The organism is Pseudomonas sp. 91RF (assembly GCF_003576265.1).
GTDB classification, from domain to species: Bacteria; Pseudomonadota; Gammaproteobacteria; order Pseudomonadales; family Pseudomonadaceae; genus Aquipseudomonas; species Aquipseudomonas kribbensis.
Genome location: NZ_QWFC01000019.1, coordinates 130,294 through 143,728, shown reverse-complemented (window position 1 = coordinate 143,728; position 13,435 = coordinate 130,294). Strand labels below are relative to the sequence as shown.

Here is a 13,435-nt window from a genome sequence, read left to right as displayed (position 1 = left end):
AGCCCCCGCGACTTTGCAGTTTCGGGGGCTTTTTTCATTCCCGGAGCTCCCACAGAGAACCATACAGAACTCAGCTGACTGTCAGCGCTTCCTGGCCGTACCTCGCCCGCATGTCGTCATGGCTAATCGCTTGAGCCGGGCTGAAATTGATCAATCGTGCCTCGGCTACCTCTTCAACCCGGAGATTCTCGAGTTCATCCAGCCTTTCTTGTTTCAAGCATTTCTTCATGAACACCCTTCTCCAAGAATGCCGCCTTTCACTCGAACTGCCCTCAGTCCTGGGACAAAGGACAGTTGCCAAGCGAAGCTAATTGAAGAATCAACACCTGCTTAGCGCATTGATTCTGTCCGACGCATAGTTTCGCTTACTTCCGGTGGCGCAATATCAGATGACGTCCGAGTACCTTGTAGGCAAACTCCTAATCTCGTGTTTGGGCACTTTGCCGCCCTGTTGCACTGTTTTTTGACGGGATACTCTCCGGAGATCGCTGACCCTTTCAGCGATCGGGTGTGGTAACCCGGATAAACCAGCGCAACAGCGCCCCATTCACAATCACAGGCACTTTCATGCCTGTGATTTCGATTTATGGCAGCTGTGCGTGGGACGCCTCCGGGCGTGCCGGTTTCCTTGGTTCCCGGTTTACCACCCTGCGTACAGCTGCCTCCCTTTCGTGTGGTAACGGAAGTTGCAGCTCCTCGAACCAAGGAGTAACACCATGACCGAAACGAAATCGTCTACACCCACAGACCTTACAACCATCGGCTTCACCTCCTTTCTCTACGGCTCTGGCTCCGATCAAGCGTTTTTCAATGTCCGCTCTGGCGTCCCCATCGTCGAAGCCCTGTCACAGGCTTCAGATCTGTTGTTCCTCGCCAAATCCTTCGCCGAGGATGCCGCCTACGACAAGGAAAACGACCGCCACGCCTGGGCTGCCCATTACCTGACAATCATGGGCAAGGCCTTGATGGATGATGTGACGAAATCCCTGATGCCACGAGTAACGCGGACGAAAACCGAGTCTGAAGCAGAATTGCCAGAAAGCATCTAAAGGCACAGAAACGAAAAAGCCCCCGCCAACCAAAAGGCTGACGGGGGCTTTTCATTCAAGGCAGAACCTACATCTCCACCTGCGTCCCCAATTCAATCACCCGGTTCAGCGGCAGATTGAAGAACCGCAGGTTGCCGTTGGCATTCTTCAACATGAACGCAAACAGCGCTTCACGCCAACGGGCCATGCCTTCGAGTTTCGAGGCGATGACCGTTTCGCGGCTGAGGAAGTAGGTGGTGCGCATCGGGCTGAAGTCGAGGTCATCCAGATGGCACAGTTTCAGCGCCTGCGGCACGTCCGGCTCATCGGTGAAGCCGAAGTGCAGGATCACCCGGAAGAAGCCTTCGCCGTGGGCTTCGACTTCGAAGCGTCGGGATGGAGGAACACGCGGGATGTCCTCGTAGACTACGGTCAGCAGGACAACCTGCTCGTGCAAGACCTGGTTGTGCAGCAGGTTGTGCAACAGCGCATGCGGCACCGCGTCGGAGCGCGCAGTCAGGAACACGGCAGTGCCCTGCACACGATGTGGCGGCTGGACGCGAATGCTGCTGATAAAGATCGGCAGCGGCAGAGCGCCTTCGTCCAGGCGCTCGACCAGCAGTTGCTTGCCGCGCTTCCAGGTGGTCATGAGGATGAACAAGGCGATACCGGCGACCACCGGGAACGCACCGCCCTGGACAATCTTCGGCACGTTGGCGGCGAAGTACAGCCCGTCCACCAGCAGGAAGCCGATCAGCACCGGCACGGCCAGCACCGGAGGCCATTTCCACAGCAGCAGCATGACAGCCGACACCAGAATGGTAGTCATCAGCATGGTCCCGGTCACCGCCACGCCGTAGGCCGAGGCCAGGGCGCCGGAGGACTCGAAGCCCAGCACCAGCAGGACCACACCGACCATCAGCGTCCAGTTCACCGCACCGATGTAGATCTGCCCCTGCTCATCGCTGGAGGTGTGCTGGATGTACATGCGCGGAATGTAGCCGAGCTGGATCGCCTGACGGGTCAGGGAGAACGCACCGGAGATCACTGCTTGCGAGGCGATCACCGTGGCCAGGGTCGACAGACCCACCAGCGGAATCAGCGCCCAGCTCGGCGCCAGCAGATAGAACGGGTTGCGCGCCGCTTCCGGGTTGTCCAGCAGCAAGGCACCCTGACCGAAGTAGTTGAGCACCAGCGCCGGCAGCACCAGCAGGAACCACGCCCTGGCAATCGGCTTGCGACCGAAGTGGCCCATGTCGGCGTACAGCGCTTCGGCACCGGTCAGCGCCAGCACCACGGCGCCGAGAATCGCCACGCCCATGCCGGCGTGCACCATGAAGAAACGCACGGCCCAGATCGGGTTCAGCGCCTTCAGCACTTCCGGGGAATGGCTGATGCCGTACACGCCGAGGGCGCCGAGCACCAGGAACCAGGTGACCATGATCGGCCCGAAGAGAATGCCGATCCGCGCCGTACCGTGACGCTGGATCAGGAACAGGCCCACCAGCACCACCAGCGACAGCGGCACGACCCAGTGGTCGATACCATCGAACGCCAGACCCAGACCTTCAATGGCCGAGAGTACGGAAATCGCCGGCGTGATCATGCTGTCGCCGTAGAACAGCGCCGCACCGATCAGGCCGCAGACCACCAGCAGCGAACGCAACTTCCTGCGCTCCCCTGCCGCCCGCCGCGCCAGCGCGGTCAGTGCCATGATCCCGCCTTCGCCCTGGTTGTCGGCGCGCAGGACGAACATCATGTACTTGATCGAGACGACCCAGATCAGCGACCAGAAGATCAGCGACAGAATGCCCAGCACTCCGTCGTGATTGACCGGTACGCCGTAACCGCCGGAAAATACTTCTTTGAGGGTGTACAACGGGCTCGTGCCGATGTCGCCGTAAACTACCCCGACTGCCGCGACCAGCATGCTCAGCGGTTTTGCAGCCGAATGCTCGGCGCCCGCCGCCTGACTACTTGCCTGACCCATCCAACACTCCTGATTTCCAGACCGGCTTCTTTGAACGAAGCACTATGCTTTTTGATGCAGCATGCGCTGTTTTACCTGTTGTTACAGTCGTTTTGTTGACTGTAAAAAATTGGTAAAGCCCAACGGCGCGAAGCATAGCGCAGCACTCGTCGTATTTCCCTGCATAAAGCTGGTCAAGTGCGCTGCTCGCCGCTAGAATTGCGCACTTTTTGATCAGAGGCGCAGCCTAAGCGCCCGTCCGTCGGCTTCCGCCATCAGGCAAGCGGCGTCACAAAACACCGAGGTTAGACATGTCCACCACTCCTGCGCCGGCCAATCCAAAGGTTGGCTTCGTATCTCTGGGTTGCCCGAAAGCACTGGTCGACTCCGAGCGCATCCTGACCCAGCTGCGCATGGAAGGCTATGACGTGGTGTCCACCTATCAGGACGCCGACGTGGTCGTGGTCAACACCTGCGGCTTCATAGACTCGGCCAAGGCCGAATCCCTGGAAGTCATCGGCGAAGCGATCAAGGAAAACGGCAAGGTCATCGTGACCGGCTGCATGGGCGTCGAAGAAGGCAACATCCGTGACGTGCATCCGAGCGTGCTGGCCGTCACCGGTCCGCAGCAGTACGAGCAAGTGGTCAACGCCGTGCACGAAGTCGTGCCGCCGAAACAGGATCACAACCCGCTGATCGACCTGGTGCCGCCGCAAGGCATCAAGCTGACCCCGCGTCACTACGCGTACCTGAAGATTTCCGAAGGCTGCAACCACAGCTGCAGCTTCTGCATCATCCCGTCGATGCGCGGCAAACTGGTCAGCCGTCCGGTCGGCGACGTGCTCGACGAAGCCCAGCGTCTGGTCAAATCCGGCGTCAAAGAGCTGCTGGTGATTTCCCAGGACACCAGCGCCTACGGCGTTGACGTCAAGTACCGCACCGGTTTCTGGAACGGCGCGCCGGTGAAGACCCGCATGACCGAACTGTGCGAAGCACTGAGCACCCTCGGCGTCTGGGTCCGCCTGCACTACGTTTACCCGTACCCGCACGTCGACGAGCTGATCCCGCTGATGGCCGCCGGCAAGATCCTGCCGTACCTGGACATTCCGTTCCAGCACGCCAGCCCGAAAGTCCTGAAGTCGATGAAACGCCCGGCGTTCGAAGACAAGACCCTGGCGCGGATCAAGAACTGGCGCGAAATCTGCCCGGATCTGATCATCCGTTCGACCTTCATCGTCGGCTTCCCCGGCGAAACCGAAGAAGACTTCCAGTACCTGCTGGACTGGCTGACCGAAGCCCAGCTCGACCGCGTCGGCTGCTTCCAGTACTCGCCGGTCGAAGGCGCGCCGGCCAATGACCTGAACCTCGACATCGTCCCGGACGACGTCAAGCAGGATCGCTGGGAACGCTTCATGGCGCACCAGCAGGAAATCAGCTCGGCGCGCCTGCAAATGCGCATCGGCCGTGAAATCGAAGTGCTGGTGGACGAAGTCGACGAGCAAGGTGCGGTCGGCCGCTGCTTCTTCGATGCCCCGGAAATCGACGGCAACGTGTTCATCGACAACGGCAGCAACCTCAAGCCGGGCGACAAGGTCTGGTGCAAGGTGACCGACGCCGACGAATACGACCTCTGGGCCGAACAGATCTAAACGCGAAAAATACGAAAAGCCCCGCTCTCTTTTACGAGATGCGGGGCTTTTTTACGGCTATCTTTTGTGAGGGGAAGGACTCCCTCATTCATGACAAAGAGGCTATCGGGCATGCGCCACCATTCGGTCATCCACACGCCGAAACTCAGCGATTATCAGGAACTGACCCGGGTCTGGGAGGCCTCGGTTCGTGCCACACATGATTTTCTGCCGGACAGCTATATCGAGCTGCTGCGCAATCTGGTGCTGACCCGCTACCTCGATGCGGTGATGCTGATCTGCACCAGGGACAGCCATCAGCGCATCACCGGGTTTGCCGGCGTGGCGGCGGGCAAGATCGAAATGCTGTTCATCGACCCTGAACATCGTGGCCAGGGCCTGGGCAAGAAGCTGCTGAGATACGCCATGGAGCACCTGAACGCCGATGAACTGGACGTCAACGAGCAGAACCCGCAGGCCCTGGGTTTTTACTTCAAGCAGGGCTTCGAGGTGATCGGCCGCTCGGAAGTCGATGGCATGGGCCAGCCGTATCCGCTGCTGCACATGCGGTTGCGCCAGAACCAGCAACGCTCGCAACACGGCTGACACGACAGAAATCGACTGTGGGAGCGAGCCTGCTCGCGATGGCGGTTTGTCAGTCGACATTGATATCGAGACTAAAGGCCTCATCGCGAGCAGGCTCGCTCCCACAAAAAGCCAAGCGGTAAAAATCGTTCCGGGCTTAACCGGCGCCAGGCAGGTACAATGCCCACCCCTTTTTTGTTACGGCCCTGTCATGACTGACCCGATTCGCCTCTCCAAACGCCTCATCGAACTGGTCGGTTGCTCCCGCCGGGAGGCCGAGCTGTTCATCGAGGGCGGCTGGGTCACCGTGGACGGCGAAGTCATCGACGAGCCGCAGTTCAAGGTCGGCGACCAGAAAGTCGAGCTCGACAAGGACGCCAAGGCCACCGCGCCGGAGCCGGTGACCATTCTGCTCAACGTGCCGGCGGGCATGGATGTCGACACCGCGATGCAGTCGCTGAGCGCCGACACCCTCAGCGAAGAACACCGCTACGGCAAGCGTCCGCTGCGCGGGCACTTCTTGCGCCTGACCGCCAGCGCCGACCTGCAACCCAAGGCCAGCGGCCTGCTGGTGTTCACCCAGGACTGGAAAGTGCTGCGCAAGCTCACCGCCGACGCGGCCAGGATCGAGCAGGAATACGTGGTCGAAGTCGAAGGCGACATGGTCGCCCACGGCCTCAATCGCTTGCAGCACGGCCTCACCCACAAGGGCAAGGAACTGCCGCCGGTCAAGGCCAGCTGGCAGAACGAAAACCGCCTGCGCTTCGCCATGAAGAACCCGCAGCCGGGCATCATCGCTCAATTCTGCGAAGCGGTCGGGCTGAAGGTCGTCGGCATCCGCCGTATCCGCATCGGCGGCGTATCGATCGGCAAGGTGCCGGCCGGCCAATGGCGCTACCTGTCCGGCAAAGAGAAGTTCTAAGGCCTCCGTTGCCGCCACACATTCCGGCATCGCACCTGCGCGGTGCCCACAGCGAACGATCAGGATTGCAAACATGGTTCATAACGACGTACTGCGTAGCGTGCGCTACATGCTCGACATCAGCGACAAGAAAGTCGTCGAAATCATCAAACTCGGTGGCATGGACGTAACGCTTGCCGACGTGGTGACCTGGCTCGACAAGAAAGAAGAAGACGAAGAAGGTTTCGTGCGCTGCCCGGACGAAGTCATCGCGCACTTCCTCGACGGTCTGGTGATCTTCAAGCGCGGCAAGGATGAAAGCCGTCCGCCGCAGCCGATCGAAGTCCCGGTGACCAACAACATCATTCTGAAAAAACTGCGCGTGGCCTTCGAACTGAAAGAAGACGACATGCACGCGATCCTCAAGGCTGCCGATTTCCCGGTGTCCAAGCCTGAGCTGAGCGCGCTGTTCCGCAAGGTCGGCCACACCAACTACCGCCCCTGCGGCGACCAGTTGCTGCGTAACTTCCTCAAGGGCCTCACGCTGCGCATTCGCGGCTGATCCTTGAAAAACGGCGACTTCGGTCGCCGTTTTCATGCATGGCCCTCCATTCCCTCGAAAAATAGTGGCTCCGCTTTTCGCGGCCGGCAACTAGGGTGTACTGAACCCTAGCCCTCAGGATTCGCCATGCACCCGTATTTTTCCCTGCAAGGCCGCACCGCCCTGGTGACCGGCGGCACCCGTGGTATCGGCAAAATGATCGCCAAGGCCTTTGTCGAGGCCGGCGCCCGCGTGTACGTCTGTTCCCGTGACGCTGAAGCCTGTCATCAGACCGCTGAAGAACTCGGTACGTTGGGTATTTGTCATGGTGTGGCGGCGAATCTGGCGACTGAGGACGGCGTAAAGGAACTGGCGGCCCGGTTGGGCGAGCAGATCACTCATCTGGACATTCTGGTGAACAACGCCGGCACCACCTGGGGCGCGCCGCTGGAGAGCTACCCGGTCAAGGGCTGGGAGAAGGTCATGCAGCTCAACGTGACCTCGGTGTTCAGTTGCATCCAGCAATTCCTGCCGCTACTGCGCAAGGCCGGTTCGGCAGCCAATCCGGCGCGGATCATCAACATCGGCTCGGTGGCGGGGATTTCTTCGTTCGGCGAGCAGGCCTACGCCTATGGGCCAAGCAAAGCGGCCCTGCACCAACTGTCGCGGATTCTTGCCCGGGAACTGGTGGGCCAGCACATCAACGTCAACGTCATCGCACCGGGCCGTTTCCCGAGCAAGATGACCCAGCACATCGGCAACGACCAGCAGGCGCTGGCCGAAGACACTGCGTTGATCCCGATGAAACGCTGGGGCCGCGAGGAAGAGATGGCGGCGCTGGCGATCAGCCTGGCGAGTACCGCCGGGGCCTACATGACCGGGAATGTGATTCCGCTGGATGGCGGGTTTAGCCTGTAGATCCGCGGCGCGGCCTTCGCGAGCAGGCTCGCTCCCACATTGGGAATGCGTTCCCCTGTGGGAGCGAGCCTGCTCGCGAAGAGGCCAGATCTGTCAGCACCAGACTTGAAGCCTGCCGGGTTATCATGCCCGCCCTGCTCCGTTTCGAATGCAAATCATGACTTACAGCGTCTCCCCCATCGGCTTCGTCCGCTCCTGCTTCAAGGAGAAGTTCGCCATCCCGCGCCAGCCGCAACTGGCCCCCGCCGCCCGTGGTGTGCTGGAACTGGTGGCACCGTTCGATCAGGGCGATGCGGTGCAGGGACTGGAGCAGGTCAGTCATGTCTGGCTGCTGTTCCTGTTCCATCAGGCGCTGGAAGACAAGCCGCGACTGAAAGTCCGCCCTCCGCGCCTGGGCGGCAACAAGTCCATGGGGGTATTTGCCACCCGCGCCACTCACCGGCCAAACGGCATCGGTCAGTCGGTGGTGAAACTGGACAAGGTCGAGGCCAATCGCCTGTTCATCTCCGGCATCGACCTGCTGGACGGCACACCGATACTCGATATCAAACCCTACGTGCCCTATGCCGACATCATCCCTGAGGCCTCCAACAGCATCGCCAGTGCCGCGCCGCAACTGATCGACGTGCAGTGGACGGACGCGGCGCTGCAACAGGCCCACACCCACGCTCGGCGCCTGGCCGAGCCGCTGGTCGAGCTGATCGAGCAGTGCCTGGCCCAGGATCCGCGTCCGGCCTACCAGACGCCCGCACCGGAGCGCGAATACGGCGCGCAGTTCTGGGATCTGGACGTGCGCTGGCATTACCCGACACCGGAGCAGATCCGCGTCCTGGAAGTCATCCCCGCCGAAGCGTAATCCCCGTAAACGAAAAAGCCCGCGTTGCCTTCTCAGGCAACGCGGGCTCTTACTGTCACATCACAAAACCAAATGTGGGAGCGAGCCTGCTCGCGAAAGCGATCTGTCATCAACATCGCTGTTGGATGACACGACGCCTTCGCGAGCAGGCTCGCTCCCACAGGGTCTGGTGCTTACTTCTCGACGAACGCACGCTCGATCAAGTAGTCACCCGGCTCGCGCATACGGGCCGAGATTTTCAGGCCGAAGCTGTCGAGCACTTCGCTGGTCTCGTCGAGCATGCTCGGGCTGCCGCAGATCATCGCGCGGTCATCCTGCGGGTTGATCGGTGGCAGGCCAATGTCGCTGAACAGCTTGCCGCTGCGCATCAGGTCGGTCAGACGACCCTGATTCTCGAACGGTTCGCGGGTCACGGTCGGGTAGTAGATCAGCTTGTCACGCAGCGCCTCGCCGAAGAACTCGTTCTGCGGCAGGTGCTCGGTGATGAACTCGCGGTAGGCGACTTCGTTGACGTAACGAACGCCGTGAACCAGGATCACTTTCTCGAAGCGCTCGTAGGTTTCAGGGTCCTGAATTACGCTCATGAACGGCGCCAGACCGGTGCCGGTGCTCAGCAGGTACAGGTGCTTGCCCGGGTTCAGGTCGTCCAGGACGAGGGTGCCGGTAGGCTTCTTCGAGATGATGATCTCGTCGCCTTCCTTCAGGTGTTGCAGCTGGGAGGTCAGCGGGCCATCAGGCACCTTGATGCTGAAGAACTCGAGATGCTCTTCCCAGTTCGGGCTGGCGATAGAGTAAGCGCGCATAAGCGGGCGGCCATTTGGCTGTTGCAGGCCGATCATCACGAACTGACCGTTCTCGAAGCGCAGGCCCGGATCGCGGGTGCACTTGAAGCTGAACAGAGTGTCGTTCCAGTGATGAACACTGAGGACACGCTCGTGGTTCATGTTGCTCATGTACGTGGGACTCCTGGAGATTGATCTGCGCTTGCCCGGCTCGCGTTGAAGGATGCCGACGGTGCGCAATTGCATCGCATTCTAATAGCGCCGACAATATCTGTTAACTGGATTATTAAGATAAGGGTTATCGGTTATATCGATATGCGATTTACTCTTCGTCAACTGCAAGTCTTCGTCGCTGTCGCCCAGCAGGAGAGCGTGTCCCGTGCTGCGGGTCTGCTCAACCTGTCGCAATCGGCCGCCAGCACTTCCATCACCGAACTGGAGCGTCAATCCAGCTGCCAGTTGTTCGACCGCGCCGGCAAACGCCTGAGCCTCAACGCCCTCGGCAAACAATTGTTGCCGCAAGCGGTGGCCATGCTCGATCAGGCCAAGGAAATCGAAGACCTGCTCAACGGCAAATCCGGTTTCGGCTCGCTGTCGGTGGGCGCGACCCTGACCATCGGCAATTACCTGGCCACCCTGTTGATCGGCGGCTTCATGCAGCGTCATCCGGAAAGCCAGGTAAAGCTGCACGTGCAGAACACTGCCAATATCGTGCAACAAGTGGCGCATTACGAAATTGACCTGGGTCTAATCGAAGGCGATTGCAGCCACCCGGACATCGAAGTGCAGAGCTGGGTCGAGGATGAACTGGTGGTGTTCTGCGCCCCGCAGCATCCGTTGGCCAAACGCGGCAGCGCGACCATGGAGGAACTGACCCATGAAGCGTGGATTTTACGGGAACAGGGTTCGGGTACCCGCCTGACCTTCGATCAGGCCATGCGTCACCATCGCAGTGCGCTGAATATTCGTCTGGAGCTGGAACACACGGAAGCGATCAAGCGCGCCGTGGAATCGGGTCTGGGGATTGGCTGCATCTCGCGTCTGGCGCTGCGTGATGCGTTCCGGCGCGGCAGTCTGGTACCGGTGGAGACGCCGGATCTGGATCTGGCGCGGCAGTTCTATTTCATCTGGCACAAACAGAAGTATCAGACTTCCGCCATGCGTGAGTTTCTCGACCTGTGCCGCGCCTTCACCGCCGGGGTCCAGCGCAGCGACGAGATCGTCCTGCCGACAATCGCTTAAAGCAGAATCACCGCCCACACCAGGGCAATCATGCTCAGTGCCACGAATTGCGCGGCGCTGCCCATGTCCTTGGCGTTCTTGGACAGCGGGTGCAGTTCCAGGGAAATGCGGTCGATGGCCGCCTCCACCGCAGAGTTCAGCAGCTCGACGATCAGCGCCAGCAGGCACACGGCAATCAGCAACGCCTGCTCGACACGGCTGACATTCAGGAAGAACGTCAGTGGAATCAGCACCACGTTAAGCAGCACCAGCTGACGGAATGCCGCTTCGCCGGTGAAGGCTGCGCGCAGGCCGTCCAGCGAGTAACCGGAAGCGTTGAGGATGCGTTTCAGGCCCGTCTGGCCCTTGAAAGGTGACATAAAGTAAACAACCGACCAAAAAGAAGTGGGGAAGCTAGTTCAACGAAAGTCAAAAAAGCGTGAAGACGCCAGCCTTTACTGGCTCGGAATTGACTCAAGTTGTTGCAAGAGTAAAGCCGCCTGGGTGCGAGTCCGCACGTTCAGTTTGCGAAAGATCGCCGTGACGTGGGCCTTGATGGTCGCTTCCGACACACTCAACTCATAGGCAATCTGCTTGTTGAGCAGGCCTTCACAGACCATGGTCAACACCCGAAACTGCTGAGGCGTAAGGCTCGCAAGTCCATCGCTGGCTGCTTTGGCCTCGTCGGAGACGCTGACGGCTTCGAACGCCTGTGGCGGCCAGAACACGTCGCCGTCCAGTACTTTGCGCACCGCTTCCTGAATCACGCTCAAGTCGCTCGACTTGGGAATGAAACCGCTGGCACCGAACTCCCGCGACTTGACCATCACCGAAGCTTCTTCCTGCGCCGAAACCATCACCACCGGAATCTGCGGGTACTGCCCGCGCAACATCACCAGCCCGGAAAACCCGAAAGCGCCCGGCATGTTCAGGTCCAGCAGCACCAGATCCCAGTCGGCCTTCTCGGTCAGGCGCGCCTCCAGCTCGGCGATGCTCGCCACCTCCACCATTCGTACATCCGGACCAAGGCCCATCGTCACCGCTTGATGCAGTGCACTACGAAAAAGAGGGTGATCATCGGCAATCAGGATGTCGTATGTGGCCATTTTTCAAATGATCCTGTTTTTGATGGCAGCCCCGATGCATTCGGGGCTCACCAAGGCAAATCAAGATGCCGGCGCTTGTGCAGCGGCATCCACAGGGGCACGTTCAACGCCAATCACGGACAAAAACGGCGTTTCAAACCTTGGCCGCACCCCAATCGGCGCCAAGCATGCCCAGCGAAGCCGGGGTGGTCAAGCAACACGGCCACTGCTTTAGCAGTATGGGCCAGGATCAGGCCGGCGCCGGCTGCGGGTTGGCTATAAAAGGCAGCAACTCGGCATGGGCCGGTGTCGACACATTCACCTCAAGCTGCTGCTTGGCGCCCAGGTAATGCTGGCTGAACACATCGAAATAGGCGTCCAGCGCCGAGGCGGCATCCGTGTCGCCCGCCAGTTCCAGGCACAGCGCCGCCACTTCGGCAGTACACAGGTGCTCGCTGCGGGTCGAACGGCGCAGGCGATAGCGCGACAATTTGTCGGGCAACAGACTGAGGATCGGCAGGCGATCGAAATACGGACTCTTGCGGAAGATCTTGCGCGCCTCGGTCCAGGTTGCGTCCAGCAGAATGAACAGTGGACGCTTGCTGCTATCGAGATCCACGATGTTGGTGACCCGCGAAGGCTCGACGTACTCGCCGGGAAACACCAGATAAGGCTGCCATTGCGGGTCGTTCAGCAGCGCCAGCAATTGTTCGTCCGGCTCAGTCCGCGACCAGATGAAGGCGTGATTGTCCCGCACGATGTCGGCGATCAGCCAACCGGTGTTGCTCGGCTTGAACACTTCCTTGCCGGTCATGATCAGGCAGACACCGGAGCGGGTTTCAACGGTCGGGCGCCAGGCGCACAGGCAATGACTGATGATGACCCGGCAGTCACGGCAACGCTCGGAGCGGAAACCACGGGCCTGAATCGGCTTGATGCCCTCGTCCTCGCGCTGATCGCGCAGGCGGGCCACGGCGTTGGGGGCATGGTTCATTGCGGGCGACGCCGACTGACAGGAAAACTCGACACGAACAACTCTCGGCAAGGCAATAAAGGCCGGCAGTTTATCAGAGCGACGGGCACAAGCCTGTACCCTCCCGACCGGCTCCCCTATAATTCGCCGCCACTGAACGCACAGCCCCGGGGCTGGTCGAACCACCAGTCACTGAATCAGGAGAGTTTCATGCTGCGCCTTATCGTTCCTACCGCGGCCATTGCGCTGGCGTTGTCCTTCAGCGCACAGGCTGCGTCCCTGAAAGAGCAGAACCTGAACAAAGAGCTGCAAAACGTCGCCGCACAAAGCAGTGTCGGTACACCACGGGCGATCAACGAAGACATCCTCGATCAGGGTTACACCGTCGAAGGCACCACGCTGATCAACCACCTGAGCGTCCAGGCAAGCCATGCCGACAAGATGCGCGCCGATCCCAAAGCCGTGTATTTCCAGCTGGGGGCTTCGGTCTGCAACAACCCGTCGTACCGCAAGCTGATGGCCAAGGGTGCCGTGATGCGTTATGACTTCAGCGAAGTGAAGACCAACCGGGCGATCGGCTCGGCCAGCTATCAGGAATCGGACTGCCCTAAAGCAGGCCCGGCGAAGAAGAAGTAATCAACGAGAATTGGCGCGCCGCTGTTCATCCTCGGCGCGCAGTTCGGCCAGCAAGGCCTGCAGATAGCGCGAGCGGCGCTCCCCTCCCGAAAGACGTCGGCAGCACTCCTCTTCGAGACTGACATGATTGGTCTCGGCCGATGCCTTCAACATTCGATACAGCTGCGTATCGATCTCCAGAATGACTCTGGTCATGTGTCCCGCCTCCTTGCCACCCGCAAATCCTTGAATCGCATGCATCTTGCGTACGCTCGCTGACGCAAAGTTGTCGTACGGCGCCTTTAACTTAGTAAATCAGAGCATTTTGCCCTC

Annotated in this window: 16 protein-coding genes; 9 read left to right on the top strand and 7 right to left on the bottom strand. The window is 60.1% G+C overall.

Translation table 11 applies throughout. From position 1 onward, the window contains the following. Positions 1-70: 70 nt before the first annotated feature. Positions 71-229, bottom strand: a complete 159-nt coding sequence (locus DXT77_RS29890) for a hypothetical protein (RefSeq protein WP_178083450.1) — start codon at positions 227-229, stop codon at positions 71-73. Positions 230-716: 487 nt separating this feature from the next. On the opposite strand from DXT77_RS29890, the gene DXT77_RS07745 reads away from it, so the two are divergent. Beyond that, positions 717-1,049 carry a DUF3077 domain-containing protein gene (locus DXT77_RS07745; RefSeq protein ID WP_119427217.1) on the top strand — a complete coding sequence of 111 codons (333 nt, stop codon included), beginning with the start codon at positions 717-719 and terminating at the stop codon, positions 1,047-1,049. Between the two features lie 67 nt (positions 1,050-1,116). On the opposite strand, the gene DXT77_RS07740 is transcribed toward DXT77_RS07745, so the two are convergent. After that, positions 1,117-2,958 carry a potassium transporter Kup gene (locus tag DXT77_RS07740; RefSeq protein ID WP_371321039.1) on the bottom strand — a complete coding sequence of 614 codons (1,842 nt, stop codon included), beginning with the start codon at positions 2,956-2,958 and terminating at the stop codon, positions 1,117-1,119. Between the two features lie 350 nt (positions 2,959-3,308). On the opposite strand from DXT77_RS07740, the gene rimO reads away from it, so the two are divergent. From rimO to tsaA, 6 genes are all read left to right on the top strand, one after another. Continuing rightward, on the top strand, positions 3,309-4,646 hold the full coding sequence (gene rimO / locus DXT77_RS07730; protein WP_085712910.1) for a 30S ribosomal protein S12 methylthiotransferase RimO: 1,338 nt from the start codon (positions 3,309-3,311) through the stop codon (positions 4,644-4,646). A gap of 111 nt (positions 4,647-4,757) precedes the next feature. Further along, positions 4,758-5,231: a GNAT family N-acetyltransferase gene (locus tag DXT77_RS07725; protein ID WP_119427216.1), complete on the top strand. Its 474-nt coding sequence runs from the start codon at positions 4,758-4,760 to the stop codon at positions 5,229-5,231. A 190-nt stretch (positions 5,232-5,421) separates the two neighbouring features. Continuing rightward, the gene (locus DXT77_RS07715) at positions 5,422-6,132 is read left to right on the top strand and encodes an rRNA pseudouridine synthase (RefSeq protein WP_119427215.1); all 711 of its coding nucleotides are present in this window, start codon (positions 5,422-5,424) and stop codon (positions 6,130-6,132) included. Positions 6,133-6,205: 73 nt separating this feature from the next. Continuing rightward, entirely contained in the window at positions 6,206-6,673 is a 468-nt protein-coding gene (locus DXT77_RS07710) for a DUF1456 family protein (RefSeq protein ID WP_114881683.1), read from the top strand. Positions 6,674-6,799: 126 nt separating this feature from the next. Next, complete coding sequence (locus DXT77_RS07705) at positions 6,800-7,570, top strand: SDR family oxidoreductase (RefSeq protein ID WP_119427214.1); 771 nt, start codon at positions 6,800-6,802, stop codon at positions 7,568-7,570. Positions 7,571-7,727: 157 nt separating this feature from the next. Continuing rightward, positions 7,728-8,426 (top strand): tRNA (N6-threonylcarbamoyladenosine(37)-N6)-methyltransferase TrmO, encoded by a 699-nt coding sequence (tsaA, locus tag DXT77_RS07700; protein ID WP_178083449.1) that lies wholly within the window; start codon positions 7,728-7,730, stop codon positions 8,424-8,426. 173 nt (positions 8,427-8,599) lie between these two features. Here tsaA and fpr read toward each other — a convergent pair whose 3' ends face one another. Continuing rightward, positions 8,600-9,379, bottom strand: a complete 780-nt coding sequence (fpr, locus tag DXT77_RS07695) for a ferredoxin-NADP reductase (RefSeq protein WP_003222277.1) — start codon at positions 9,377-9,379, stop codon at positions 8,600-8,602. Positions 9,380-9,523: 144 nt separating this feature from the next. On the opposite strand from fpr, the gene DXT77_RS07690 reads away from it, so the two are divergent. Beyond that, positions 9,524-10,450 (top strand): LysR family transcriptional regulator, encoded by a 927-nt coding sequence (locus DXT77_RS07690; protein ID WP_085712905.1) that lies wholly within the window; start codon positions 9,524-9,526, stop codon positions 10,448-10,450. On the opposite strand, the gene DXT77_RS07685 is transcribed toward DXT77_RS07690, so the two are convergent. From DXT77_RS07685 to DXT77_RS07675, 3 genes are all read right to left on the bottom strand, one after another. After that, positions 10,447-10,809 carry a diacylglycerol kinase gene (locus DXT77_RS07685; protein ID WP_003222276.1) on the bottom strand — a complete coding sequence of 121 codons (363 nt, stop codon included), beginning with the start codon at positions 10,807-10,809 and terminating at the stop codon, positions 10,447-10,449. The two genes, DXT77_RS07690 and DXT77_RS07685, sit on opposite strands and share 4 nt — an antisense overlap. Before the next feature lie 75 nt (positions 10,810-10,884). After that, complete coding sequence (gene erdR / locus DXT77_RS07680) at positions 10,885-11,535, bottom strand: response regulator transcription factor ErdR (protein WP_085647827.1); 651 nt, start codon at positions 11,533-11,535, stop codon at positions 10,885-10,887. A 229-nt stretch (positions 11,536-11,764) separates the two neighbouring features. Next, positions 11,765-12,508, bottom strand: a complete 744-nt coding sequence (locus tag DXT77_RS07675) for a tRNA-uridine aminocarboxypropyltransferase (protein WP_119427212.1) — start codon at positions 12,506-12,508, stop codon at positions 11,765-11,767. A gap of 189 nt (positions 12,509-12,697) precedes the next feature. On the opposite strand from DXT77_RS07675, the gene DXT77_RS07670 reads away from it, so the two are divergent. Continuing rightward, positions 12,698-13,123 carry a PA3611 family quorum-sensing-regulated virulence factor gene (locus tag DXT77_RS07670; RefSeq protein ID WP_119427211.1) on the top strand — a complete coding sequence of 142 codons (426 nt, stop codon included), beginning with the start codon at positions 12,698-12,700 and terminating at the stop codon, positions 13,121-13,123. Here the strand turns inward: DXT77_RS07670 and DXT77_RS07665 are convergent, their stop codons facing one another. After that, on the bottom strand, positions 13,124-13,318 hold the full coding sequence (locus DXT77_RS07665; RefSeq protein ID WP_085712901.1) for a hypothetical protein: 195 nt from the start codon (positions 13,316-13,318) through the stop codon (positions 13,124-13,126). Between the last annotated feature and the right edge of the window lie 117 nt (positions 13,319-13,435).

Excerpts from the sequence above, each read along its gene's own strand:
- DXT77_RS07665 (WP_085712901.1), bottom strand. The coding sequence starts at position 13,318 with ATGACCAGAGTCATTCTGGAGATCGATACGCAGCTGTATCGAATGTTG.
- tsaA (WP_178083449.1), top strand. The coding sequence starts at position 7,728 with ATGACTTACAGCGTCTCCCCCATCGGCTTCGTCCGCTCCTGCTTCAAG.
- DXT77_RS07745 (WP_119427217.1), top strand. The coding sequence starts at position 717 with ATGACCGAAACGAAATCGTCTACACCCACAGACCTTACAACCATCGGC.
- DXT77_RS07685 (WP_003222276.1), bottom strand. The coding sequence starts at position 10,809 with ATGTCACCTTTCAAGGGCCAGACGGGCCTGAAACGCATCCTCAACGCT.
- DXT77_RS07740 (WP_371321039.1), bottom strand. The coding sequence starts at position 2,958 with ATGCTGGTCGCGGCAGTCGGGGTAGTTTACGGCGACATCGGCACGAGC.
- rimO (WP_085712910.1), top strand. The coding sequence starts at position 3,309 with ATGTCCACCACTCCTGCGCCGGCCAATCCAAAGGTTGGCTTCGTATCT.
- DXT77_RS07675 (WP_119427212.1), bottom strand. The coding sequence starts at position 12,508 with ATGAACCATGCCCCCAACGCCGTGGCCCGCCTGCGCGATCAGCGCGAG.
- erdR (WP_085647827.1), bottom strand. The coding sequence starts at position 11,535 with ATGGCCACATACGACATCCTGATTGCCGATGATCACCCTCTTTTTCGT.
- DXT77_RS07710 (WP_114881683.1), top strand. The coding sequence starts at position 6,206 with ATGGTTCATAACGACGTACTGCGTAGCGTGCGCTACATGCTCGACATC.
- DXT77_RS07670 (WP_119427211.1), top strand. The coding sequence starts at position 12,698 with ATGCTGCGCCTTATCGTTCCTACCGCGGCCATTGCGCTGGCGTTGTCC.
- DXT77_RS29890 (WP_178083450.1), bottom strand. The coding sequence starts at position 229 with ATGAAGAAATGCTTGAAACAAGAAAGGCTGGATGAACTCGAGAATCTC.
- DXT77_RS07705 (WP_119427214.1), top strand. The coding sequence starts at position 6,800 with ATGCACCCGTATTTTTCCCTGCAAGGCCGCACCGCCCTGGTGACCGGC.
- DXT77_RS07725 (WP_119427216.1), top strand. The coding sequence starts at position 4,758 with ATGCGCCACCATTCGGTCATCCACACGCCGAAACTCAGCGATTATCAG.
- fpr (WP_003222277.1), bottom strand. The coding sequence starts at position 9,379 with ATGAGCAACATGAACCACGAGCGTGTCCTCAGTGTTCATCACTGGAAC.
- DXT77_RS07715 (WP_119427215.1), top strand. The coding sequence starts at position 5,422 with ATGACTGACCCGATTCGCCTCTCCAAACGCCTCATCGAACTGGTCGGT.
- DXT77_RS07690 (WP_085712905.1), top strand. The coding sequence starts at position 9,524 with ATGCGATTTACTCTTCGTCAACTGCAAGTCTTCGTCGCTGTCGCCCAG.